This window comes from Amycolatopsis sp. NBC_00345 (genome assembly GCF_036116635.1).
Classification (GTDB): Bacteria; Actinomycetota; Actinomycetes; order Mycobacteriales; family Pseudonocardiaceae; genus Amycolatopsis.
Genome location: NZ_CP107995.1, coordinates 4,932,367 through 4,955,974, shown reverse-complemented (window position 1 = coordinate 4,955,974; position 23,608 = coordinate 4,932,367). Strand labels below are relative to the sequence as shown.

Sequence of the window (23,608 nt, the reverse complement as noted above, 5' to 3'; positions counted from 1 at the left end):
CCTGATGGTGGACAGCGACTACGGAACACATCCCGGCGTTTTGATTGACTTGTTCGATGCGGTGGGTCCTGAGGAGCGGGCATACATCCGCACTCTGACGGCTGCGGAGGACGGCGAATATGCTGCTGTCAGCCTGGACCGGTTCAGTGTCGAGCCGCATACTATGGGGGCGTTGGACTGGTCGGGCGCCGTTGTTCTCGAGCAGTGTGTGGAAGAGGACTACACCGCCGCGTCGGCGCTGTTTGGTGGGTTGGTGCTCCGGTGTGCGCTGAGTCCGGCAGCTGAGGTGATCGTGTTCTGGGGGAACGCCTGGGTCTACCTGCCGGAAAGCAAGATCCTCGTCGAATACTGGCACTCCGGTCGGATCACCGCGGGAAGAGTGCCCGAAGGTTAGGACAACGGGGGCGCCTCTGATGGTCTTCGTCTCGCTCGGCCGACAGGCTGGCGGCCGCAGATTACGCCGCTGCGTGCGAAGTCCGATCGATTCCCGGAAGAATGCCGGCTCACGGCCCCAGTGGCTAAATTGAGGGAACATTCGAAGGTGTTTTGGACAGCGAACCCGCGCTGAACGGGCCGTCGAGGGTGGCCCAGTGCAGCAGCATGATCGTCTTGGCGTCGGCGATCGCGCCGGTGCGGATCATCGTCAGGGCTTCGGTGAAAGGCAGTTCGACGACGTCGATGTCCTCGCCCTCGTCGGCGAGTCCGCCGCCTTCGCCGGATCGGGTGGCCGGGGTGTAGGGCGCGGCGTAGAAATGCACTCGCTCGGTGACCGAGCCCGGGCTCATGTAGACGTCGAAGACGTGCTCGATCGGGCCGACGGTCACGCCGGTTTCCTCGGCGGCCTCGCGGCGGATCGCGGTTTCGGGGTCTTCGTCGTCGAGCAGCCCGGCCGCGGTTTCGAGCAGCATTCCGTCCGGGTGGCCGTTGACGTAGACGGGGTAGCGGAACTGCCGGGTGAGCAGCACGGTGGCGCGCTCCCGGTCGTAGAGCAGGATCGTCGCGCCGTTGCCGCGGTCGTAGGTCTCGCGCTGCTCGCGGGACCAGCGGCCGTCGGCACGCCGGTAGTCGAACGTGGTCCGGCGCAGCACGTGCCAGCCGGCGGCGAGCAGCTCGACGTCGGCGACGCGCACGCGGGGGTTGCGGTCCAGGTCGCGGCCGATCCGGTCGAGGCCGGTGCGGCCGCGATGGTCGGGGACGTCAAGGCCGGGGGTGCGGGTCTCCATGCGGTCGAGCATAATGTGCAAGACTCGGCACAAACAAGGAGGAACGTGCATGCTGGCGGCGCAACGGCGTGACCTGCTTCTCGCCCGGCTGGCGGCCGAGAAGAAGCTGGTCGCCAAAGATCTGGCGGTGGAGCTGGGCGTTTCGGAGGACAGCGTCCGCCGTGACCTCCGCGAGCTCGCCGCCGCCGGGCTGTGCCAGCGGGTTTACGGCGGGGCGCTGCCCGTCTCGCCCGCGATCGGCGACCTGACGGCCAGGGCCTCGGTCAACGTCGACGGCAAGCTGCGGGTGGCCGTCCGGGCCGCGGGGCTGATCCGGCCCGGGACGACGGTCATCCTCGACGGCGGGACCACCGCGCTGGCCGTCGCCCGCGCGCTGCCCGACGAACTGCGGGCCACGGTCGTGACCCACAGCCCCGCCGTCGCGGCCGTGCTGCTCGATCACCCGCACGCCGAGGTGTACCTGATCGGCGGGCGGCTGTTCAAACACTCCGGGGTGACCTGCGGCGCGGCCGCGGCCGAGGCCGCCGAGGGGGTCAACGCCGAACTGTTCCTGCTCGGCGTCACCGGCGTCCATCCCGACACCGGCCTGACTACCGGCGACGCCGACGAGGCCGCGATGAAGCGCGCACTCGCCCGGCGCGCGGCGGACACCTATGTGCTGGCGAGCGCCGAGAAAGTCGGTGCCGCGTCGAGGTTTTCGGTGCTGCCGCTGGCCGACGTCGCCGGGGTCGTCACCGACGCGGCCGCCGAAGACCCGACGGTGCGGCGGCTGGGCGAACTCGGTGTCGAGGTCCTCCCGGCCTGACCGTCCTCGAGCCGGGTGGAGAACGCCCGGCGGTGCCACCCGGCAAGTTCGATTCATGGCGGCTTTTTCCGGTGTCGGGACAACAAGGTCCAATTCGAGGATGCGCCTCCCATTACACGATTGGACCAGCAATTCCTCGAGTTCGGAGAGCTAGGCTCGGTACGATGTTCGAGGGAGGGGAACATGTCGTCCGCGCGTCAGCTCACGTCTGCCAACCACTGGACGGAAGCGGTGGAAGCGGCCGTGACCGAGGCGGCCGCGAACCTGACCTGTCCCATGTCGATCGACGAAATGGCCAGTGTGGCCTGTCTCAGCAAGTTCTACTTCGTCAGGGTTTTTCGCCAGGTGACCGGACTTACGCCGGGGCGGTTCGTGACGGCGTTGCGACTGCGCGAAGCGAGCAGGTTGCTGTTGATCTCCGACCTGTCCGTGGTCGACGTCAGTACCGCTGTCGGTTACAGCAGTGTGGCCACGTTCACTCATCAATACCGCAGGTATTCCGGCTTTTCGCCGCGAAATCTGCGGCAACTCGCCGCTCGCGGCGGTCCGGACAAGCTGGCGAATCTGCTCTCCGGGGCCGGGCCGGACGTATCCCACTCGGGCCGCCCATTACGAGGAAAGGTGACGGTGCCCCTCGGTTTTTCCGGCGTGATCGTCATCGGACTGTTTCCCGAACGGCTCGCGGGAGGGCTTCCGACGCGATGTACGGCTTGCGCGGGCCCCGGTTCCTTCCTGCTCAATGCGATCCCCGACGGGCAGCACTGGGTGATGGCGACCGGGTTGCCCGCGGACGTCGACGTGTCGAGCTATCTGTCGCCGCTGCCGGTCTCGGTTCTCGTGGATTCGGCAGCGATCCATGTTGTCACCGGCGCTGCGAGCGTCGCGCCGGTCGATCTGGAACTGCGTCCGCTCCGGCCCAGCGATCCGCCGGTGCTCAGCCCCTTGCCGGCGCTGCTGCTCGCCCGGCGCTGAGCACGAAATGCCGAGTACTCACGGACCCTGACCCGCCAGGTCGAGGAGTTTCAGTGCGTCCTCGCGATGATTGCCGTCGGGCTCGCCGGCCAGGTACTCCCGCAGGCTGGCCGCACCCTCGGGCCCGCGGTCGAGCCCGGTGATCAGGATGGCGCCGCGGAAGTATTTCGCCTCGGCGTAACCGGAATCCAGCCGTAGCGCCTCGTCGACGGCCCACAGCCCGTCTTCGGGCCGCCCGGCCAGGTTCAGGAGGTAGCCCATCGAGGCGAGCGCTTCGGTGTTGCGGCCGTCGATGCGCAACACCGCCACGTACTGATCGATGGCCTGGTCGGCTTTGCCTTCTTCGACGTAACGCCGGGCCAGGGCCAGAATCGCCGGGACGTCAGCGGGTTGTTCCGCCCCGGCCTGGGCGACGGCGGTGGTGGTGGGGGATTTCGCGTCAGGGGAGTCCGGGGCGTTCGCGGCGCTGAGGAACAGCGGCACGGTGCTCAGCACCCCGCAGCCGACGAAGACCAGCCGGCGTCCGCGGATCGGCCAGCGCCACCGCTCGGCTGCCGCCGCCGGTTCCCGGCTCCGGGCGAGCAGGGGCCGGGCGACCGCAAGCAGGACGCCCCACGCCAGCACCGAGATCCCGGCAGCGATCCACCAGTTCACTTCGGCCTCCCTCTCATCGTGGGGCCCGGTGCCGGATCCATCGGCGAACCACCAGCAAGCACACGAGAGCACCGCCGAGGGACAACACGATCGGCACTGCCCATGGCACGAGGCCGATCCCTTCCGGCTGCGGCTTCAAGAGAATCCAGTCTCCGTACACGGCAACGAATTCCCGCTCGATCTCGGCGGGCGAACGTCCGGCCCGCAACTCCGCGGCGATCCGGTCGCGCATGTCGCGGGCGACCGGCGAGGGGGAGTCCGCGACCGAGATTCCTTGGCAGGTCGGACATCGGAGGGTCGTGCTGATCTGCTGAGTGGTGTCCTCGACCGACGCGGGCCGTTCGGTGAGCAGCAGCGCCGCGCTCAGGGCGAGCGCCACGATCGTCGCCGCGATGGCGGGCCCGGCCCACCTCATCCTGACTGCCCGCGGTCTAGTTCGTTCAAGTGAGCCGACAGGCTCTGCCGAGTGAGCGTCCCCCGTTGGACGTGGTCGATGCGGCCCGCCCGGTCGACGAAGTAGGTCTGCGGAATGCCGCGTACGCCGAAGCTCAAGGCCGCCCGGGAATTCCCGTCCAGCACCGCGGGCCACTCCGGGTTCTCCTGCCGCATGAACTCGGCCGCCGAGGCCACGGTGTCCTGGAACGCCACCGCGACGAACACGAAGTCCCGCTGCCGGTATCGCGGCCAGGCCTCGCGCAGCAGGGAGAACTCGTCCCGGCATTCGGCACACCACGAAGCCCAGAAGTTGAGCACCACCGGTCGCCCGCGCAGGTCCGCCAGCCGGAGTGTCCCGGTGCCGTCGAGTTTCGGCAGGACGAAATCCGGCGCCGGCCGGCCGGTCCCGGCCAGGTCACCAGGCCCGGCGGGCCTCAGCGCCGACACGCCCAGCACGGCCAGGAGCACGACGAGCAGGATCCCCGTGGGAACCGCGACCCACCATCGCCGCCGGCTCACGGCGCGGACTCCGCGATCACTTCACGAGCGGCCCGCGAAGGCGCGGTTCGCCGCACGGGCCAGCCGCTGAGGAATCCGCCGAGCACGACCAGCGCGCCCCCGGCCCAGAACCACGACACGCCGGGATTGACGTAGAGCCGCAGGGTGGCCTGGTTGCCCGGCTGCTGGACCGCGAGCAAGGTCGCGTAGAGGTCTTTCCCGATGCCATGGCGGATCGCCGGTTCGCCGACCGGGTCGGTGGCGCCACGGTAGGAGCTGATCGACGGCGACAGCTCGGCCACCTGTCGGGCGTCAGCCTCGAGGACGAGCCGGGCAGACAGCGTCGTCCGGTCAGGCTCGACGTGTTGTTCGGCTCCGACGTAGGTGACGCGATAGCCGACCAGGGTCGCGGACTGGCCGGGAACCAGCGTGGCCTCGGCTTCGGCGGCCAGACCGGCGCTCGCCGCGATGCCCCCGGCCGCGACGGCCAGTCCGACGTGGGCGAGCAGCGCACCGTGCGAGCGGCGCACCGCCCGGCCGAAGACCGCCGTAACCAGCGCGGTGGCCGCAGCACCACGCCGGGAGTATCGGCCGCGCGCCGACCGGACGAGCTCGCTCGCGGCGGCCACCATGGTGAACACGGCGAGCCCGAATCCGGCGGGCGCGGCGATGCCCGTCGCCCCGGCGAGCCGCAGTCCCGCCACTGCGAGGACACCGGCGGCCGCCGGCAACGCCAGCCGGGCCAGCAGACGGTTCGGCGGAGCCTTCCGCCACGGCAGCAGCGGTGCGAGCCCGGCCAGCAGCAAGACCAGTAACAACAAGGGCGTGGTGGCCTGCTCGTAGAACGGCTTGCCGACGGTGACTTCCGCGCCCGATCCGGCTGCCACGATCAGCGGGTACAGGGTTCCGATGCCGACCGTCGCGGCCAGCACGGTGAGCACCAGGTTGTTGCCGAGGAAGAACGTCTCCCTGGACAGCACGGCGTCCAGCTTCCCCCGGGACCGCAACCGGCCGGTGCGCCACATCAAGAGCGCGAAGCCGCCGACGACCACCAGCCCGAGGAAGGCCAGGAAAAACGGGCCGATCGCGGACTCCGCGAAGGAGTGCACGGAGACCAGAAGGCTGCCCCTGGTCAGGAAAGTGCCGAGAATGGTGAGCGCGAACGTGGTGATGACGAGGCCGAGATTCCAGATCCGGAGCACTCCCCGCCGTTCCTGCAGCCGCGCGGAGTGCAGGTACGCGGTCGCGGTCAACCAGGGCAGCAGGGCCGCGTTCTCCACCGGGTCCCAGGCCCAGAACCCGCCCCAGCCGAGAACGGAGTACGCCCACAGCGCGCCGAGGCACAGCCCTGCGGCGAGGAAGCACCAGGCCGCGAGCACCCAGCGGCGCGCGGCCCGGATCCACCAATCGCCCGTGTCCCGCTCGGCCAGCGCGGCCACGGCGAACCCGAACGGCACGGCGAAGCCGATCAGCCCGAGGTAGAGCATGGGCGGGTGCACGGCCATCAGCACGTTGCCGCGCAGGAGCGGCTGCAGGCCGTGGCCGTCCGCCGGAACCGGCGACGCGGCGGCGAACGGGTCGGTGGCGACGACCACGAGCGACAGGAAGAAGACCTGCACCGCGGCCATGGTCGCGAGCACCCACCGCACGGCCGGATGCGGATGACGGCCGGCCCACCAGGCCAGGGCCGCCGAGTAACCGGCGAGCACGAGGTTCCACAGCAACAGCGACCCGGCGTCGCCGCCCCACAGCGCGAGTACTTTGTAGAACGCCGGTGCCGCGCGGCTGGAACTCTCGGCGACGTAGCGGATGGCGAAGTCGTCGGTGAGCAGGGCGGCCAGCATGGCCCCGTTGGCGGCCACCACCGCCGGCAGGACGGCGAAACAGCTGGTGCGCGCGCTTTCGACCAGCGCCGGGCGGCGGCCGCCGCACACCGCCGCGAACAGGCTCCAGAGCGTGGCCGCCAACGCGAGGAACAGCGAGCTACGGCCGAAGACGTCCATCGGTCAGCCCCGCGAATCCGGTGGCGGGGTGTACCGGTTCCCGTGTTTGACCAGGAGGGCGTCCGCGTGCACCACGCCGTCCGGTCCGTAACCGCCTTCCACCACCGCGCCCTGCCCGTCCTTGAACGTCGCCGGTGTCGCGCCGGTGTACACGACCGCGACTTGCGCCCCGGCGTCGCGAAGCAGGAACCGGATCGTCGAACCGTCCTGGGTGATCGAGCGGGGGACCACCTGGCCGCCGACCCGGACCCGGGCCCCGGCCGGTTCCGCGCGGAGCTCGCCCGGGGTCTGGTAGTAGACGAGGTTGTCACCCGCTCCCTGGGCCACCACCCAGACCAGCGCGCCGGCGATCAGGCCGACGAGAGGCAGCGCGGCGACGCTCTTTCTCATTTTCGGGTTCCTCGCCGTGCCAAAGACACCCGGCGCGTCCGGCGCAGCAGTGACGCGGCATACCCGGCCGTGACGACGCCGGTCACAAGGTAACCGGCGACCAGGTAGCTCATCGCCGCACTCCGTCCTCTGTGGACTGAGGCGAGGTCACCCGTGCCACCGGATCGCGCAGCAGGACGGACATCGCCCGCTCCTCGGCCCGGCGCAGGCGCATCCGCGTCAGCAGCAGCCACAGATAGGCGGCGGTGAACGCGGCGACCGCGAGGATCAGGGTGAGCAGCATGGAGGGCGCGATCGTCGGGCCCTGCACCCGGAGCACCGAAGGCGGTTGATGCAGCCCCCGCCACCACAGCACCGACAGGTGCACGAGGGGCACGTCGAGGAAACCGAGGATGCCGACCACCGCGGCCCAGCGGTAGGCGCGGGTGGCGTTTTCCGGCAGGCGCCGCACCGCCAGGTAGCCCAGATAGATCAGGAACAGGATCGCCGTGGTGGTCAGCCGCGGATCCCAGGTCCACCACACGCCCCAGGTCGGGCGGCCCCACAGGGCGCCGAGGACGATGGTCAGGCCGGTGAACACGACGCCGACCTCGGCCGACGCTTCGGCGAGCCGGTCCCAGCGCGTGCGCCGGGTGCGCAGATAGGCCACGCTCGCGGCGAAGACGACCGTGAACGCCAGGTAGGCGACCCACGCGGTGGGCACGTGCACGTACATCAACCGCTGGACCACGCCTTGTTCGGCGTCCGCGGGCACCACGAACAGCGAGCACGCCGCGCTGAGCGCCAGGCCGGTGCCCGCTGTCCAGCCGAGGGCCCGGCGGCCGCGGTCCCCGGTGATCCACCCGCCGACCCGTCGCAGCGCCCGCATCTCAGTCCTCCACCATGTAGTCGAACAGCAACGTGCCGAGCGCCCAGAACACGACGTCGGCGGCGACCAGCAGGCCGAGCCAGCGACCGAGCTCGCCGACCGGGCCGTACAGCGCGAGCGCGGTCGCCTTCGCACCGGCGATCAACATCGGCACGGAGAGCGGGAAAACCAGCAGCGGCAGGACCGACTCACGGGTCCGGGTCGTGCCCGCCACCGCTCCGAGCAGCGCGCCCAGCCCGCCCAGGCCCAGCGCGCCGAGCGCCAGCGCGGCGGCCACCGCGGCCGGGGACACTGCCGCGGGAAGGCCGTAGAGCACGACCACCAGCGCGAAGATGCCTGCCTCCAGTACCGCGAGCTGGATCGCGATGGCGATCGCCTTGCCGAGGTAGACGGCGGAGTTCGGGCCGGGCGCCAGCAGCAGCCCGAGCATGGCGTCGTCGTCGAACTCGATTTCGTACGCGCGGCGGCACAGCAGCACCGCGCCGAACAGGGCGGTCAGCCATAACAGACCCGGCGCGAGCCGTTCCACCGCCGCCCCGCCCGGGCCGAGCGACAGGCCGAAGGCGACCACCAGGGTGGCCACGAACGGCCCGACGAGCACGGCGGCATGCCGTCCGCGCAGTTCGACCCGCAGGTCTTTGGCGACGATCACGGCCGCGCCGGCCAGCTGGCCCATCACGCACCTCCAGCAGCCGGAGCGCCGGCCACCGCGGGTGCCCGGTCGGGCCGGACCAGGCGGCCGGCCGCGAGCCACAGCACGCGGTCCGGGCGCAGCAGCCGCTCGTGGTCGTGCGTGGCCAGCACCACCGTCCGGCCGGCGAGGCGCAGCTCCCGGATGATGTCCTCGACGAGCGCTTTCGCCTCCTGATCACAAGCGGCGAAGGGCTCGTCGAGCAGCAGCAGCTCCGGATCGACGACGAGCAGCCTGGCCAGTGCGAGGCGCTGGCGCATCCCGGGCGAGAAACCCCGCACGCGCTCGTCCGCCGTCCTCGTCATGCCGACTCGCTCGAGCGCGGCCGGGATGGCCCCGGGGCCGCGCCCTCGCAGGCGGCAGACGAACCGCAGGTTCTCCGCGGCGGTCAGCTCCTCGTACAACCTGGTGTGATGCCCCAGCAGTTCGGTCCGCGCCCGGATCGCGGACCGTCCTCGCACCAGGTCGAATCCGAGCACGGAGCCGCCGCCGAGGGTGGGCGAGATCGCCGTGCCCAGTAGCTGCAGCAAGGTGCTCTTCCCGGCGCCGTTCGGCCCGCGCAGCACGACGAACTCGCCGCGCTCGACCCGGAGGTCGATCCGGACCAGGGCCGGGACGTGGCCGAACATCCGGGTCACCCCGGCGAGCACCGCGGCCGCGTCCCCCGGTCCGGCCACGCTAGCCACCGGTGGAACCGGCAGCCGCGATCCCCTTCTCGACGAACTGGAACGCCTCGGTGCCGGACACCTGCATGGGCACGTCGATCGGGTGGGACAGCGCGATCAGCCGCGCGAACGGTTCGATCGACTCGTCGGCGGCGCGCAGCGATCCGGACCGCCGCACGTCCTCGACGTTCTCCAGCGGAATGCAGTCACGAATGCTCACCGGGGTGCCGACCGGGGGGAAGTCGGTGATCCGGCCGTACGCCAGCGTTCCGTGAATGGCCCGGAACACGCCGAACCGGGTTTCGATCAGCGCATAGGGATTGAAGAACAGCGACGACGGGAATCCGCCGCGGCGGCCGAGTGCCTGCGCGATACCGAGCGAGGGCTGGAATACGTCGGGGTACTCGCGTTTGAGCGTTTCCCCGAGGATGATCCGGATCGGCCCCAGCTCTTCGTGCTCCATTCGCGCGTCCAGGTTGAGGATCTGCATCCAGACGACCTGGCGACCGGCGTCGAAGTAGCCCTCGGGCCGGGTGATGAAGTCGTCCTCGCGGATGACCGAGGGCAGCGTGCACCCTTCGGGCAGCGGCACTTCGACCTCGTTCCGGCCGCCGTGCCGGTACACGAACGGATCCGACCTCGACACCGTCTGCGTCGCCGGGGGCATGGTGAAGTTGATCGCCCGGCCGGCGAGATCGCCCTGCAGGATCTCCAGCGAGATGATGAAGTGGCTGAGGAATCCGTCCACCCCGGCATCGGGGAACGGCTTGACCTGATCACCCATCTGCCGCACGAGTTCGTCGTGTTCTTCGCTCAACGCTTGATACCGGGAGTGCAATTCCGCGTAGCGTTCGCCACCGGTCTCCGCGGGTCCGGACATGACGCCCCCTTGCCGTTCATTCAGTCGGGAACTTATTTGCCGAAAATACTCGCATCATGTGGTGAAGGGTCCGTGCCGAATACCTGCTTGAACGCCGCCCGCCAGTCTTCACCGAAGCGGATCGGGCCCTGCGGCACGTCGTGCGGTACATAATGGAGCCGCTTGACCAGCGACGCGATGGAATAGGCGTCGGCGTCGCTCATCTGGGAGTAGAACTGCCAGAGCATGATGTGCTCGAGCGGGCGCGGCCGGCCGTACTGGTCCGGTTCGACCGCGATGCCCCCGCGCATCGCGCGGACCAGGTCGAAGACCGAGGTGTTCTTGCTGGGGCCGTCCACGCCGAACTTGGTGAGATTGCCGCCGTACAGCACCGCGTAGCCAGGGTAAGGAAAGGCGGAAAGGCCTTTTTCGCTGGTCCGCAACGGCAGGTCCGGGCCGAGGCGGAATACGCCGACGAAGGCGTCCTGGGGATCGCCTCCGGTGAATTCCTGGAGCATCCCGTTTTCGTTGTGCGAATGGCATTCCTTGCAGCCGACCACCGCGGCGAGCAGGTACTCGGCGCGTTCACGGGACGGGCCCGTGGGTGGATCCGCCGGATGGGGCACCGGGGCGGCGGGCTGCGGCGGGAAGGGCAGTTCGCGATCGGGGATCCGGTTGCTCACCGGCGCCAGGCTCTTGAGGTACACCGCCAGGGCCCTGGCGTCGGAATCGGCCAGGCCGGCGAAGAAGGTGTGGGGCGCGAACAGGAAGAGGACCCGCCCGTCGGGGGTCTCGCCGGTCCGCAGCGCCCGGACGATGTCGTCGACGGACCACTTGCCGATCCCGGTTTCCAGGTCGGGCGTGATGTTGCGGCTGTACACGACTCCGCTGCTGGTGGGCGAAAACCGGAGGATGAACGGAACGCCGCCGGCGTCGGGCCGGGTGTCGTCGAGATACTGCTTCCAGTCGGGGTTCGTGCGGAAGTCGCGTTCGCGGGCGATCTGGTCCTGGTCTCCGGGCCCCGGCGGTTGCGCGGGTACTTTCGGGGGCGTGTGGCAGGCCTGGCATACACCGATCGTCGCCAGGTACCGGCCGCGGGCCAGCAGGTTCGCCGCCCCGGCCGCCTGCTGCCCGATGGCGTTCTCCTGCGCCGTCGGCTGGGCTCCGACCGTGCCCGCGCTGCCGGCCAGCAGCCCGGCTCCGACCGCCACCAGTCCGGTGAGCGCGGTCATGAATGTGGCGTGGCGGCGGACCATTTCCCCTCCCCGATATCAAAAGCGTTCTCCGCGATTCAGCTCCGAGGACCGTGCAGGGCGAAAGGCGCGCCAGTGGGATCGATGAGCACGGCGTACCAGCTGTGGTCGGGCAGTTCGGTGGGTTCCTGGGCCACCGTGGCACCGAGGTCCCTGGCTTGTGTGACGAAACCGTCGACCGTGGCCACTTGAATGTAGGGAACCCACATCGGCGGTGCCTGCGGGGCGGCGGGCATCATTCCGCCGATGGGCGGTCCGTCCCCGCTCTGGATTTCGATGTACGGGTGCTCGGCGTCGCCGGTGGATTCGAGCTGCCAGTCGAACAGGCCGCCGTAGAACTGCTGCGCCTTGTCCACGTCTGCCGTCGCCAGCTGCATGTACCCGAACGGGTGTGGCATCCCTGCTCCGTCCCATTCCGTGTAATGACCTTGGGCAGGACATAGTGTGGCAGCTCGGCCGCGAGGAAACCTGTCACGAATTGCGGTGTTTGCGCTGTCTCACCGGCCGGCGTAGTCGAGCGCCTGCTGGGCCAGCTCGGCCCACTTCCCGGCGTGCTTCACCGGTACCTGCACCCATTCCTTCATGGGACGCCCCTTCCCCGAGGGATCGAACAGCTCGGCTCCGGACAATGCCAGCGCGGCCGCGCGCGGGTCCGGCGCCAGCTTGAAAGCCACCCCGTCGCGGAACTGGCACGCGTACGACTTCGTCCCGATCTTGAGACACGGTTTGCCGAACAGCGACCCCCGCGCACTGCCATGCGGGGTCATCTGCGCCTCGAGCTGCTCGAACTCGGCGCGCGCCTTGGTGATCTTGTCCTCGTTATTGGGCATGGGGGAACTGTGGCATCTCGCCCGGGGAAACGCCACCGGCGGCTCCAATGGTTGATGCCGGATCAACCTTTGCATCGGAGCCATTGAAGTTGCCAATTACGGATATTGAAGGTGATTATGTGCCCAGAGCAGTGCAGACACGATCGACGTCGGCAGCGGTGGTGCGCCAGTTGCTGAAGGCGGCGCGGACGGCCGGGATGCCTTGATAGACCGTGGGAGTCAGGAATGCTTCGCCGCTGCGCGTCACCGCGTCGAGGACTTCCGCGATCTGCTCGGCGGTGGCGTCGCCGGAGAGGGTGAAGCACACGACGTTCAACCGGACCGGCGCGAGGAGCCGCCAGCGGGGACCGCGGTCCAGCCGGGCGCCCATTTCCCGGGCGCAGGCGACGTTGCGCTCGACGATTTCCCGGTAGCCCGCGCGGCCGTACGCCGCCAGCGCGAACCACGCGGCCAAGGCGAGCAGCCGTCGGGAGGTTTCGGGGGTCAGGTGCATGAAGTCGGGTGTGTCGCCGGGTGCGCCGAGGTAGCTCGACACGTTCTCGAACACCCGCAGCTGCAAATCCTGCCGACGGGTGAACTGCACGGCCGAGTCGTACGGGACGTTCAGCCACTTGTGCAGGTCCACACAGACCGAATCGGCTTCCGCCCAACCGTCGAGCAGGGGCGCGAAGGTGGGGGAGACCGCGGCGAAACCGCCGAACGCGGCGTCGACGTGCAGCCAGAACTCGTAGCGGGACTTCAGCGCGGCGATGGCGCGGAGGTCGTCGAAGTCCACGGTGTTCACGGTGCCCGCGTTGGCGACCACAATGGCCGGTCCGGCGGCGAGTTCGCGTTCCAGCGCGGCCGGGTCGACGGCCTCGCGGCCCGGCAGGGTCGCCACCGGGACGAGGTGCCTGCGGCCGATGCCCAGCACCGACAAGGCCTTGGCGATGCTGGAGTGGGGGGCTCCGGACAACACGCGGATCGGCGTGGTCACCCCGTCTTCCGCGACGGAGCCGCCGGAGAGCGAGCCGAGCCATTCCCTGCCGGTGGCCAGCCCGACCAGGTTCGACATCGTCGCGCCGGTGACGAAGGCTCCTGGCAGGTCCAGCCCGAACAGGGCGCCGAGCCACGAGACGGCCTCCCGTTCCAGTGCGGTGGCGGAGGAACCGACCGCGCCGTGCGCGTTCTGGTCCAGCGCCGCGGTCAGCCAGTCGCCCGCGAGCGCGGCCGGGGTCGTGCCGCCGGTGACGAATCCCAGGTAGCGCGGTCCGGCACCGGCGGAGAAGCCCGGCTCCCACCGCGAGGCGAACGTCTGCAGCGCCGCGCGCAGGCCGGCCCCGTCCTCGGGCAGCGCGGCCGGAGCGTGCTCGACCGGTCCGGTGGCGACCGGGCGTGCGTCGAGGCCCAGGAGGATTCGCTCGGCGTAGGCGCGGGTTGCCAGTTTCAAGACTCGTGAGTGGCTATGACGGTTCTAACCGTCATAGCCACTCACGAGTCTTCGAGTCACGGATCGCCCAGGCGCTGCGGCTCGAACCCGACTCGCTGGGCGAAGCGCGCGGCGTCCGCGAGCTGGAACCGCACACCTCTCTGGTGGAGAAGGCCAGGTCACAGCCGGACGACGACCTTGCCCTTCGCCCGCCCCTGCTCGAGGTACGCGAAGGCGTCGGCGATCTGTTCGAACGGGAAGACCCGGTCGAGCACGGCCTTCAGCCGGCCGCTGTCGACGAGGCTTGCCAGCAGGTCGAGGTCTTCCCCGCTGGGGTGCATGAACATGTAGCGGTAGCCGACGCCGCTTCGCCGGGCCTGCCAAACGGTCTTGGCGCTCAGGATCCGCAGCAGGGTGGGAAACAGCGGTCGCGTGTCGTCGTCCTTCACGTTGGCCGGTAAGGGGATTCCGGCGATGGAGACGGTCTTGGCCCCCGGCTTGAGGATCGTGAAACTGTCCGCCAGGTCCGGCCCGCCGGTGAGGTCGAGCGCTCCGTCGTAGCCGCTCAGGACGTCCTTGAACTTCTGCGTCCGATAGTCGATCACCGTCTCGGCGCCCAGGGAGCGCACCAGTTCCTCACCACGAGGCGACGCGGTGGTGGCGACCTTCGCGCCCATCCAGGTGGCCAGCTGGATGGCGAGGGTGCCGACCCCGCCGGCGCCGCCGGAGATGAACAACCGGTCGCCCGGGGAGACCGCCAGCTCGTCACGGAGCGCCTGCAGCGCGGTCAGCCCGGCCAGGGGAAGCCCGGCGGCCTCGGCGAAATCCAGGGACTCCGGCATCTTCGCCACGAAGCCTTCGTCGACCACCGCGTACGGGGCGTAGGCACCGAGCTTCGTCTTGTCCACCCGGGCGTACACCCGATCCCCGACGGCGAACCGGCTACTGCCCGAGCCGAGTCCCTCCACGACGCCGGCCAGCTCGCTGCCCGCGACCTGCGGCAGCTCGAACCGGGTCATCAGCCGCAGCCGGCCGTCACGCACCTTGTAGTCGACCGGGTTCAGCCCGGCCGCGCGGACCCGGATGAGGACCTGGCCGGCGCCGGGGGCAGGTTCGGCGACCTCCCGCATCTCCATCGCGTCCGCTTTTCCGTAACGGGTCAACACGTATCCCCGCATGACAAGCACTTCGCTTTCCGTAGGTGTCCTCTGGGTCGGCTACGATGTGTACAACGCTCACATTAGGCCGGGATGTGAGCACCGTCAACATTGAACGAGAGTGATCCATGCCCAAGTCGGGTGACAGGTACCACCACGGCGACCTGCGCGCCGCCTGCCTGCGCGCGGCGCGAGAGTTGCTCGAAGAGGACGGCAGCGCGGCGCTGTCGCTGCGGGCGGTGGCGCGGCGGGCCGGCGTTTCCGCGACGGCGCCCTATCGTCACTTCGCCGATCGGGATGCCTTGGTCTCCGCGGTCGCGACGGAGGGTTACGGCGAGCTCGGCGCGAAGCTGAACGAGGCGCACCCCGAGCCCTCGACGCCGGAGGATCTGGCCGCGGTCGCCGTCGCGTACGTCCGGTTCGCCCTCGACCATCCGGCGCTGTTCCGGGTGATGTTCGTGGAGCCCTGTGATCCGGGCAGTGCCGAACGCCTCGCCGCGACAGCCGTTATCTCTGATTACGTCAGCGGCATCGTCGGGCGGGCGTTTCCCGGCGCCGAGTCGGAGGCGCTGTCGACCGCCGCGTGGGCGCTGGTGCACGGCCTGGCCTTCCTGCACCTCGACGGCAAGTTCGACGCGTCCGACGCCGGCGCGGTCGCCGCCCGGATCCACGCCGCGGTCCGTGCGCTGTTCACTGCTTCCGGGCCGACGCCGGCCTCCTCGGGGGAGTAGGGCGCGGGGTCCGGGTTCGTGGGACGCCGGCGAGGTCGGTAGTCATTTCCGCCCCCATCTCCTTGTGGGCCAGCCCTTGCCCAATCGGCCAACATTCATTATCTTCATGTTGAGAGAAATTCACCGACGAAGGGAGCAGGACGATGGACGTCATCGTGGTCGGCGGCGGTCCTGTCGGGTTGATGGCCGCCGCGCTGCTGGACGCGGCCGGCGTTCGCGTGGAGGTGTACGAGCGCAACACCGGGCCCAGCCGGCAGTCCCGCGGCTCGACCATGCATCCGCGCACGCTCGAGGTGCTCACCATGCTCGAAGGCGACGACGGCCGCCGGCTCAGCGAGGTGCTGGTGGCGGAGGGAAGGCAGGTTCCGGACACGCACTTCGCGACGCTGCCGGACCGGGTCGACTACCGCGACCTCGACACGGCGTTCCCGTTTGTGCTGCAGATCCCGCAATGGCATACCGAACTGGCTCTCGCCGGCCTGTTGCGCGCCAGGTCCGTCCCGGTGCACTACGGCGCCGAGGTGGTCGAGGTGGCGCAGTCGGCGGACGAGGTCCGCGTCCGTGTCGGGGAGACTTGGCACCCGGCGCGGTTCCTGATCGGCGCGGACGGCGCGCACAGCCTGGTGCGCAAGGCGGCCGGCATCGATTTCCCCGGTACCGCACCGGATCAGATCGGTTTCGCCGCCGACGTGCAGCTGGCGGAGCCCGTCGGGCGCGCCGTGCACTACTGGCAGCAGGCCGGTCACACCAGTGTGTTCCCGCTGACGGAAACCACGACGCGCGTCTTCGGCGTCAAGGCCGCCGACGTCGGACTGTCCTCAGTGGAGGTTCGGCGCCGGCAAGCCGAACCGCTCACCCTCGCGGAACTGCGCGAGACGCTCACCGCCATCTGCGGCCGGGACTTCGGCGCGCACAGCCCGTCCTGGCTGTCCAGGTCGAGCAACGCCGGCCGGCACGCGGCGACGTACCGCGCCGGCCGCGTCCTGCTCGCCGGCGACGCGGCGCACGTGCACCTGCCTGCCGGTGGCCAGGGCCTCAACGTGGGGCTGCAGGACGCCACCAACCTCGCCTGGAAACTGGCCGCCGAGGTGCGGGGCTGGGCGCCGAAACACGTGACCGACGGGGAGGCCGGGTACGACGCCGAGCGGCGCCCGGTCGCGGCGCAGCTCGTCGCAGGCACCCAGGCGCAGGACGCCCTGATGCACACCTTCAGCCCGGCCGGGGCGGCCCTGCGCGACCTTTTCAGCGGCTTCATCGCCCAGGGCGGCGAGGTCAGCCGGCAGCTGGCCGGTGTCCTTTCCGGACTGGCGGTGAGTTACCCGCGGCCGAACGGCGCCCATCCGCTGATCGGTACGCGCGCGCCGGATCTGGCGTTGGCGCAGGGCACACTCCTGCGTGCGTTACGCCCGGATCGGTTCCTGCTCCTCGACTTCACCGCGGATGGCTCGCTCGCGGGGCTCACTGCCGCGCACGTCGAGGTCCGCGCCGCGCCGCTTCCCACCGGACCCCGGCGCGCAGCGTGGCACGACGTGCGCGCGGCGTTGATCCGACCGGACGGGTACATCGCGCACGCCGCGCCTTCAGCCGCCGGGCTCTCCGACGTGATCACCGCGTGGACCAGCCCTGACCACCCGGTTCCCGCCGGGGCGTGGTGATGCCGGCCGCTCTGTTCGCGCTGGCCCTCGGCGCTTTCGGCATCGGCGCGACCGAGTTCGCCATGATGGGCGTGCTGCCCGCGGTCGCCGACGGAATGCACGTGTCGATTTCGCAGGCCGGTTACCTGATCACCGGGTACGCGCTCGGCGTCGTGATCGGTGCGCCCCTGCTGACGGCGGTGTCGGGCCGGTTCAGCCGCAAACGCTTGCTGCTGGCCATGATGGTGATCTTCACGGTCGGCAATTTCGCCGCGGCCGCCGCCCCCGGCTACGGCTGGCTCATGGCCGCCCGGGTGCTGACCGCCCTGCCGCACGGCGCGTTCTTCGGCGTCGGCTCGGTGGTCGCGACCGGGCTGGTCGGCAAAGGACGCGAGGCGCGGGCGATTTCGATGATGTTCACCGGCCTCACCGTCGCGAACATCATCGGGGTCCCCGCGGCCACCGCGCTCGGCAACGCGGTCAGCTGGCGGCTCGCGCTCGCGCTGATCGGTGTGCTCGGCCTGCTCGCCGTCCTGGGCATCGTGGTGCTGGTGCCGGCCGACCGCGGCCACCCGCCGGTCCGGGTGCGCCCGGAGCTGCGGGCCTTCACCCGGCCGGCCGTGCTGCTCACCCTCGCCGTCGGGACCTTCGGCTTCGCGGGGGTGTTCGCCACTTACTCGTACATCACCCCCACGCTCACTTCCCTGGCCGGCGTCGGGCCGGTCGGCCTGGCCTCGGGGCTGGTCATCCCCCCGGTGCAGCTGCGCATCAACACGCTCCAGCGGCTCGGCACCCACGCGAGAACGAGCCCGATCAGCGCCAGTCCCGCACCGGCCAGGCTCGGTGCCGGGTAATCGAAGCCGGCGCCGAGCAGTGGTGAACGCCAAGATTCCCGGCGTTCACGGTTAGGATGGGACGATGGCGGCGAGCCCGGGACAACAGGACTATGTGGACGGGATGATCGAGGTCATCGCGGGCCGGAACGATCCGGACGTCACCCAGGCCAAGGCACTCGCTTACCGGGTGCGCCGGCTGGCCCACCGGCTGGAAACCGAGATCAAACGCGAACTCGCGCCGCACGGCATCGAGCTGTGGGAGCTGGAGCTCCTCGCATGCCTCATCCGCACCGAACCCGAACACCGGCTCAGCGCGGGAGCGCTCATGGCGCAACTGCAACTCACCTCGGGCGCGGTCACCAACCGGGTCAGCAAGCTGGAGCGCAACGGCTGGGTCGTCCGGGACTTCGACCCGGAGGACCGCCGCTCGGTCCTGGTCACGCTGACCCCGTCGGGGGAGAAGCGGGCGCTGGAGGTCTTCGGCGTCAAGAGCGAGACCGAGCAGGCGTTGCTGTCCTCTCTGGACTCCTCGGCGCAGCGCCGGCTCAACGACGATCTCCGTACTGTGCTGCTCGCTTTGGAAGGCCCTGGCTGATCCGTCAGCCGGGCGCAGGGTTCATACCCACGAGCGAGGCACTCGCCTGCCACAGGCTGGTCATCGCGTCGTCGCTCTGGGCCAGCCGGGACGGATCGGGCCATTTCAGTTTCCCGCGGACCAGCGGTGAGCAGGTTGCAGAGCTTGGAAGACGCGTAGGCCCGGAACTCGGTGCGGCCCTGCCGGTTCAGCCGCCGATCTGCTGGTTGATCCACGCCAAGTGCTGGGCGATCCCGGTGTAGAGGGTGCTGGTCGCGCATTCGCCCTGGTTGTCACCGGGGCCGTGGGTCTCGCCGACCAGCGTCCAGTTGCCCGTGGATCCGACGACGGCCGGGCCGCCGGAATCGCCGTGGCACGCGGAATGCGCCTGGTCGCCGGAAACGCAGACGTCGCCCGCGGCTCCGCCGCCCTCGGCGCACGCGCTGCTCGCCAGGACGGTCAGGTCGATCTGCTGCAGGGTGGACGGCGTGCCGCATCCGGGCCACGTGGTGCAGCCCCAGCCGATCAGCCGGGCCGTGGTGCCTTCGCCGGGGTTGGACTGTGCCATCGGGACCGGCGCCGCCTGCGCCGGGCGGGTCAGGTGCATCATGGTGAGATCGGTGCCCGGCTTGGTCACGACGTTGTCGATCCGGCCGACCTCGCCGCCCGAATTCTGGTCCACCGAACCGATCCGTCCCTGTGACGCGTCGCCACAGTGATGAGCCGTCACGATCCATTGCGGCGAAACCAGGCTGCCGCCGCAGCCATTGTCCAAGGAAACCATGAACGAGTACGTTTCGGTCGCGTCGCCGCCACCGATGATGGCCGGCTGGGCCGCGGACGCCGGTGCGGCCAGGGCGAACAGGGCCGCACACGTGCCCAGTGCGGCCGGCAGAAGTTTGCGCATCGAATTCTCTCAATCAACAGCCTGAGCGGCATAAAGGGGGGACAGCGCCGGTCGGCACTGAGCCCGAGAATAGGAACGGCCACCACCCTCGAGCATCGGGGAAAACCCTCGCCTGCCGATCGTTACCCGTGCAATGAAGCCAAGCCGGCGATGACAAGGGGATTCCCCGATTCTTCGGCCGACGCGTCCGGCACACGCTGGTGTCACCCCATCGGAAGGACACCGGCATGAGACTGTCTCGTAACTGCCTGGCCGCGTTCGGCACCCTGGCCACGGTGCTGGCCGCCGCCGGCGCGATTCCCACGGCGGCCGCCAGCACGGCGCGCGACAACACCCCGCCCGGGATGCTCGCCGCGATGCAACGCGACCTCGGCCTGACCGCCGCCCAGGCCCGGACCCGGCTGGGCCAGGAGGCCACCGCGGTCACCGTGGCCACGCAGGTCCGCCAGCGGCTCGGAGCCGCCCAGGCCGGCTACTGGTTCGACGCGGGCGCCGGCTCGCTCGCCGTCGCGGTGACCGATCAGGCCGCCGCCGCCGAAGTCACCGCGCTGGGCGCAGTGCCCAAACTCGTGCGGCACAGCAAGGCGGAGCTGGACCGGATCGCCGGGACCCTGTCGAAACTGGCCGGAAAGGGTTATCCCGGGCTCACCGGCTGGGGCATCGACGCGACGGACAACACCGTGGTCATCACCGTGAACAAGCTGGTCAAAACCCCCGCCACGGACGCGTTCCTCTCCAAGGCCCGGACCTTGGGCGACCTGGTCAAGGTCGTCGAGAAGTCGTCCTCACCGGTCCAGCAGAGCGGGACCGTCGAGGGCGGCAACCCCTGGTGGCCGGGCGCTGAAAGCAACTGCTCGGTCGCGTTCCCGGTGACCGATTCCGGTGGTGGGAAACACTTCCTGTCCGCCGGTCACTGCACGAACGACGCCGATCAGCCCGCCTACGGGGCCAGCGGCCAGCAGAACCGGATCGGCACCTCCAACGCCGGGGGCGACCACAGCGTCAACGCCGCGGAGGGGGATTTCGGCCTGATCGACGTCGACCAGTCCGGGTGGGACCTGAGTTCGACGGTCAACGGCTGGGGCAACGGCGACGTGACGGTGAGCGGTTCCGCCGAGGCGGTCAAGGGCCAGTCGGTCTGTCACTCCGGGAACACTTCGCACTGGCAGTGCGGCACGGTCACCGACGTCGACCAGTCCATCGATTACGGCGGCGGCCTGGTGATCAACGGCTTGACCATCACCTCCGCCTGCTCCCAGGCCGGCGATTCCGGCGGCGCGTGGGTGGCCGACACCCAAGCGGTGGGCATCCACTCCGGTGGCTCGTCGAGCTGCGGCGGATCGGATCAGGACTCGATCTTCCAGCCGGTCGGGAAAGCGCTCGAGAAGTGGGATCTGACCCTGGAAACCGGCGGAGCGACGGCGACCTCGCCGGACGGATTCGCGGATCGGCGATTCTGACCCGTGCTTGACCCGTGGTCCCGCTGCTCCACACCGAGCGGCGGGACCACGGGGTCGCCCGCGTTTACTGTGCGTGGCGCAGATTGCTCAGCTGCGTTCGAGACGAGACGCCCAGTTTGCGGTAGATCCTGGTGAGCGTCGCCTCGACCGTCTTGACGCTCAGGAAGCTCCGGTCCGCGGCCTCCTGGTTGCTCGCGCCCTGGGCGACCAGGTCGCACAGCCGTTGTTCGGCCGCGGTCAGTTCCGAGCCGCCGACGCCGGGGGCGGGGCCGATCGCCGCGACGGCCAGCTCGCGCCAGGGCCGGGCGTGGGCTTCGGCGAATACCTCCGCCGCGGCCTCCAGCGCGGTTCGTGCCGCGGCCCAGCGTCGTTTCCGGCGCTCCACCTTGGCGATCGCCATCAAGGTCCGCCCCCGTTCCAGGGGAAGCCGGTCGAATCGATCCTCCACAGTGGACAGCAGTGTCAGTGCGCCGGTTGTATCTCCTTCTGCCGCAAGACAAGTGGCCAAAGAACGATCGAGAACAGCCAGTACCCCCTGCTGACTGAGGAACTCGGCTTGGCGACGCACCTCGTCGATCAACGCACGGGCCTCGGCCACCGCGCCGGTCGCGGCCAGTGCCTCGGCGAAGTCCCCGTGCCAGCGCAGCAACGCGGGGTCGGCGACCTGCTGGCTGGCTTCCGCCTGGCTGACCTGCCGCAGAATCTCCACCGCGCGGGCCGGCTCACCGGTCACCAATTCGATCAGCCCGAGCGCGTGCAGATTCCGGGACTGGAACACCCGGTCCCGCTCCTGATGGGACGCCTCGACGCCGTGCCGCGCATACTCGGCGGCCCGCGCGAAGGTGCCGCCCGCGGTCTCCGCGACGGCGGCGGTGTACCAGCTCGGGCCCGGCGACAGACCGAGCCGGCTCGTCGTGGCGACGGCACGCCGCGCGTACTCCAGGGCGTCCGCGCACCGGCCCGCCCTGGCCTCGACCTCGGCCAGGCTGCGGCAGATCTCCACGTACTCGGTCGCCCCCGCCTGCCGGGCCGCGGGCAGCAGCGGCAGCAACAGCGAGCGCGCCACATCGAGCCGATCGTCGAAAAACGCGTGCCGAGCGGCGAGGAAGCGCGGCGAGTTGTCCAGGTCCACCGGTTCGGGCTGACCCGGTACGTTCAGCGCCAGGTCCAAGGTCTGCCGCGCGGCCGGATCTCCCAGCACCCGTTCCATCCTCGCCTGCATGGTCAGCGCCATGACCTCCGTACTGGCGTCGGCCCCGCGAGCGGCAAGCACGGCGGCTCTGGCGGCGGCGGCCCGCGCGCGCACCGGGTCCCCGTCGGCCAGGTTGGCCCTGATCGCCTGCCGCACCAGCACACTTGCCAGCAACGCCGCGTCCTCACCGGCCATCACCTCGGCCTCGGCCAGCAGTTCACCGCATTCGTCGAGAGCCTGGCCCGAGGCGTCGACAACAGCCAGCCGCACCCGGACCCCGGTGTCGGCGGAATCGTCGTTCGCCAACGCCTGATCGGCCGCGCGGCGAGCGAGGTCCAGACGCCCCGCCCGACCGGCCCGGGTGGCCGCCGCGACCAGCCGTTCCAGCCGCACCTGGGGCTGTGACGCCGGCGTCCGCTCCGCGGCGAGCCAACCGAACTCCGCCGCGGTGGACCAGTCACCGAGGCGGACGGCGTCCTCCGCCGCCTCTTCCAGCTCGGCAGCCATCGTCAGATCCGGCTCGTCAACGGTCATCGCCCGGTGGTAGACGGCCTGTTTGCGCTCCTCGACGGTCTCGGCCAAGGCGGCATGGGCCGCGGCGCGCTGCGCCCAGTCACTGTCGGCGACGAGTGTGGCGGGCAGGATCTCGGCGGTGAACCGTGGCTCACCGCCGTCCAGGGTGAGCAGCCCGGCCGCGGTGGCGGCCTTTACGTCGGTTTCCCCCGTCGGCCCGCACGCGCGCCGCAGCAGCCGCAAGGTCGGCGCACTGGCCAGCGCCGCGACTAGCAATGTGGCCCTGACCTGGGGAGACACCTGGGTTATCCACGCCCTGGCGAGCTCGGTCGCGGCACCGTCCTCCGACCGTCCCAGCTCCTTGGCCAAGGTGGGGAACCCGCCGCTGAGCCGGTGGATAGTCCAGGCGAGCCGGTAGGGGACACCTTCGGCGGCCAGCAGTTCGGCGATTTCGTCGCCGTCCATCGGCGGCACCGTCACGTCGACCTGGTCGAAGCCGCCGAGGCCGGTCGCGGGGCCGACCACAAGCACCCCGACCTTGGGCACCTTGCGCAGCGCATAACGCAGCGTGCCCGCGCTGTCCGGATCCAGGTATCGGGCGTCATCGATGGTGAGCAGCACCGAGCCCGCGGCAGCGAGCAGCGTGGTCAACGCGAACCGGACGGCCAGCGGATCCACCCCTTGGCCGTCGGCCGAGGTGCGGCGGAGCACGGTGGCAACCGCGGCCGCCTGCCCAGCCGGCAGCTCGGTCTCGGGCAAGGCGGCGAAGAGATCCGCGACGGCCGAAAACGGCAACTCCCGGTCAGCCGGCTCTGGGTACAGGCGCACCACGACGTCGCCACGCTCCCTGGCCGCAGCCGCGACAGCGTCGAGCACGGTGGACTTGCCGATGCCGGCGGGGCCGTGCAGAACGACCTGGCCCCCGGCGCGAAGCCCGTCGGCCACCGCCTCCAGCAGCCCACTGCGCTGGACCAAGACGGGCATGACCAGCGCACGGCTGTCGGCCGGTCTCAGCGGTGAGTGCGGGACAGTCATGGTGACTATGACACG

25 protein-coding genes are annotated in these 23,608 nt (G+C 70.2%); 8 read left to right on the top strand and 17 right to left on the bottom strand.

The genetic code is table 11. The features are described from left to right. Window positions 1-4 precede the first annotated feature (4 nt). On the top strand, window positions 5-394 hold the full coding sequence (locus OG943_RS21945; RefSeq protein WP_328611667.1) for a hypothetical protein: 390 nt from the start codon (window positions 5-7) through the stop codon (window positions 392-394). Between the two features lie 124 nt (window positions 395-518). Here the strand turns inward: OG943_RS21945 and OG943_RS21940 are convergent, their stop codons facing one another. Further along, window positions 519-1,223, bottom strand: coding sequence for an NUDIX domain-containing protein (locus OG943_RS21940; RefSeq protein ID WP_328611666.1), 705 nt, complete (start codon window positions 1,221-1,223; stop codon window positions 519-521). Window positions 1,224-1,272: 49 nt separating this feature from the next. Here OG943_RS21940 and OG943_RS21935 point away from each other — a divergent pair, with 49 nt between their 5' ends. Next, window positions 1,273-2,028 carry a DeoR/GlpR family DNA-binding transcription regulator gene (locus OG943_RS21935; protein WP_328611665.1) on the top strand — a complete coding sequence of 252 codons (756 nt, stop codon included), beginning with the start codon at window positions 1,273-1,275 and terminating at the stop codon, window positions 2,026-2,028. A gap of 183 nt (window positions 2,029-2,211) precedes the next feature. After that, window positions 2,212-3,000 carry a helix-turn-helix transcriptional regulator gene (locus OG943_RS21930; RefSeq protein ID WP_328611664.1) on the top strand — a complete coding sequence of 263 codons (789 nt, stop codon included), beginning with the start codon at window positions 2,212-2,214 and terminating at the stop codon, window positions 2,998-3,000. Window positions 3,001-3,018: 18 nt separating this feature from the next. Here OG943_RS21930 and OG943_RS21925 read toward each other — a convergent pair whose 3' ends face one another. The 14 genes from OG943_RS21925 to OG943_RS21860 all read right to left on the bottom strand — a co-directional run bounded on the left by OG943_RS21925 (window position 3,019) and on the right by OG943_RS21860 (window position 14,732). Next, window positions 3,019-3,654: a tetratricopeptide repeat protein gene (locus tag OG943_RS21925; RefSeq protein WP_328611663.1), complete on the bottom strand. Its 636-nt coding sequence runs from the start codon at window positions 3,652-3,654 to the stop codon at window positions 3,019-3,021. Window positions 3,655-3,667: 13 nt separating this feature from the next. Then, window positions 3,668-4,033: a cytochrome c-type biogenesis protein gene (locus tag OG943_RS21920; RefSeq protein ID WP_328611662.1), complete on the bottom strand. Its 366-nt coding sequence runs from the start codon at window positions 4,031-4,033 to the stop codon at window positions 3,668-3,670. Window positions 4,034-4,065: 32 nt separating this feature from the next. Next, entirely contained in the window at window positions 4,066-4,608 is a 543-nt protein-coding gene (locus tag OG943_RS21915; protein ID WP_328611661.1) for a TlpA family protein disulfide reductase, read from the bottom strand. Further along, entirely contained in the window at window positions 4,605-6,590 is a 1,986-nt protein-coding gene (locus tag OG943_RS21910) for a heme lyase CcmF/NrfE family subunit (protein ID WP_328611660.1), read from the bottom strand. Before OG943_RS21910 ends, OG943_RS21915 begins: the two co-directional genes overlap by 4 nt. A gap of 3 nt (window positions 6,591-6,593) precedes the next feature. Beyond that, on the bottom strand, window positions 6,594-6,980 hold the full coding sequence (locus OG943_RS21905; RefSeq protein ID WP_328611659.1) for a cytochrome c maturation protein CcmE: 387 nt from the start codon (window positions 6,978-6,980) through the stop codon (window positions 6,594-6,596). A 109-nt stretch (window positions 6,981-7,089) separates the two neighbouring features. Beyond that, window positions 7,090-7,848, bottom strand: a complete 759-nt coding sequence (ccmC, locus tag OG943_RS21900; RefSeq protein ID WP_328611658.1) for a heme ABC transporter permease CcmC — start codon at window positions 7,846-7,848, stop codon at window positions 7,090-7,092. Window position 7,849: 1 nt separating this feature from the next. Further along, window positions 7,850-8,524: a heme exporter protein CcmB gene (locus tag OG943_RS21895; RefSeq protein WP_328611657.1), complete on the bottom strand. Its 675-nt coding sequence runs from the start codon at window positions 8,522-8,524 to the stop codon at window positions 7,850-7,852. Next, a complete protein-coding gene (locus OG943_RS21890; protein ID WP_328611656.1) occupies window positions 8,524-9,216 on the bottom strand; it encodes an ABC transporter ATP-binding protein in 693 nt (230 codons plus the stop codon). The genes OG943_RS21895 and OG943_RS21890 overlap by 1 nt, the downstream gene beginning before the upstream one ends. A 1-nt stretch (window position 9,217) precedes the next feature. Continuing rightward, window positions 9,218-10,084, bottom strand: coding sequence for a hypothetical protein (locus OG943_RS21885; RefSeq protein WP_328611655.1), 867 nt, complete (start codon window positions 10,082-10,084; stop codon window positions 9,218-9,220). Between the two features lie 32 nt (window positions 10,085-10,116). Further along, entirely contained in the window at window positions 10,117-11,319 is a 1,203-nt protein-coding gene (locus OG943_RS21880; RefSeq protein ID WP_328611654.1) for a hypothetical protein, read from the bottom strand. A gap of 35 nt (window positions 11,320-11,354) precedes the next feature. Further along, window positions 11,355-11,714 (bottom strand): VOC family protein, encoded by a 360-nt coding sequence (locus tag OG943_RS21875; protein WP_328611653.1) that lies wholly within the window; start codon window positions 11,712-11,714, stop codon window positions 11,355-11,357. Window positions 11,715-11,813: 99 nt separating this feature from the next. Next, window positions 11,814-12,146: a hypothetical protein gene (locus OG943_RS21870; protein WP_328611652.1), complete on the bottom strand. Its 333-nt coding sequence runs from the start codon at window positions 12,144-12,146 to the stop codon at window positions 11,814-11,816. A gap of 115 nt (window positions 12,147-12,261) precedes the next feature. Beyond that, a complete protein-coding gene (locus OG943_RS21865) occupies window positions 12,262-13,575 on the bottom strand; it encodes a pyridoxal phosphate-dependent decarboxylase family protein (protein ID WP_328611651.1) in 1,314 nt (437 codons plus the stop codon). Window positions 13,576-13,733: 158 nt separating this feature from the next. Further along, complete coding sequence (locus OG943_RS21860) at window positions 13,734-14,732, bottom strand: NADP-dependent oxidoreductase (RefSeq protein ID WP_328611650.1); 999 nt, start codon at window positions 14,730-14,732, stop codon at window positions 13,734-13,736. 107 nt (window positions 14,733-14,839) lie between these two features. On the opposite strand from OG943_RS21860, the gene OG943_RS21855 reads away from it, so the two are divergent. The 4 genes from OG943_RS21855 to OG943_RS21840 all read left to right on the top strand — a co-directional run bounded on the left by OG943_RS21855 (window position 14,840) and on the right by OG943_RS21840 (window position 18,507). After that, a complete protein-coding gene (locus tag OG943_RS21855) occupies window positions 14,840-15,442 on the top strand; it encodes a TetR/AcrR family transcriptional regulator (RefSeq protein ID WP_328611649.1) in 603 nt (200 codons plus the stop codon). Between the two features lie 143 nt (window positions 15,443-15,585). Continuing rightward, window positions 15,586-17,097, top strand: a complete 1,512-nt coding sequence (locus OG943_RS21850) for an FAD-dependent monooxygenase (RefSeq protein WP_328611648.1) — start codon at window positions 15,586-15,588, stop codon at window positions 17,095-17,097. Then, window positions 17,097-17,930, top strand: a complete 834-nt coding sequence (locus OG943_RS21845) for an MFS transporter (protein WP_328611647.1) — start codon at window positions 17,097-17,099, stop codon at window positions 17,928-17,930. The genes OG943_RS21850 and OG943_RS21845 overlap by 1 nt, the downstream gene beginning before the upstream one ends. Window positions 17,931-17,994: 64 nt before the next feature. Then, window positions 17,995-18,507, top strand: coding sequence for a MarR family winged helix-turn-helix transcriptional regulator (locus OG943_RS21840; RefSeq protein WP_328611646.1), 513 nt, complete (start codon window positions 17,995-17,997; stop codon window positions 18,505-18,507). Between the two features lie 187 nt (window positions 18,508-18,694). Here the strand turns inward: OG943_RS21840 and OG943_RS21835 are convergent, their stop codons facing one another. Then, a complete protein-coding gene (locus OG943_RS21835) occupies window positions 18,695-19,393 on the bottom strand; it encodes a S1 family peptidase (protein WP_328611645.1) in 699 nt (232 codons plus the stop codon). Window positions 19,394-19,620: 227 nt separating this feature from the next. Here OG943_RS21835 and OG943_RS21830 point away from each other — a divergent pair, with 227 nt between their 5' ends. Next, window positions 19,621-20,853: a S1 family peptidase gene (locus OG943_RS21830; RefSeq protein WP_328611644.1), complete on the top strand. Its 1,233-nt coding sequence runs from the start codon at window positions 19,621-19,623 to the stop codon at window positions 20,851-20,853. Window positions 20,854-20,917: 64 nt separating this feature from the next. Here the strand turns inward: OG943_RS21830 and OG943_RS21825 are convergent, their stop codons facing one another. Further along, window positions 20,918-23,542 carry a helix-turn-helix transcriptional regulator gene (locus tag OG943_RS21825; protein WP_328611643.1) on the bottom strand — a complete coding sequence of 875 codons (2,625 nt, stop codon included), beginning with the start codon at window positions 23,540-23,542 and terminating at the stop codon, window positions 20,918-20,920. Window positions 23,543-23,608 lie beyond the last annotated feature (66 nt).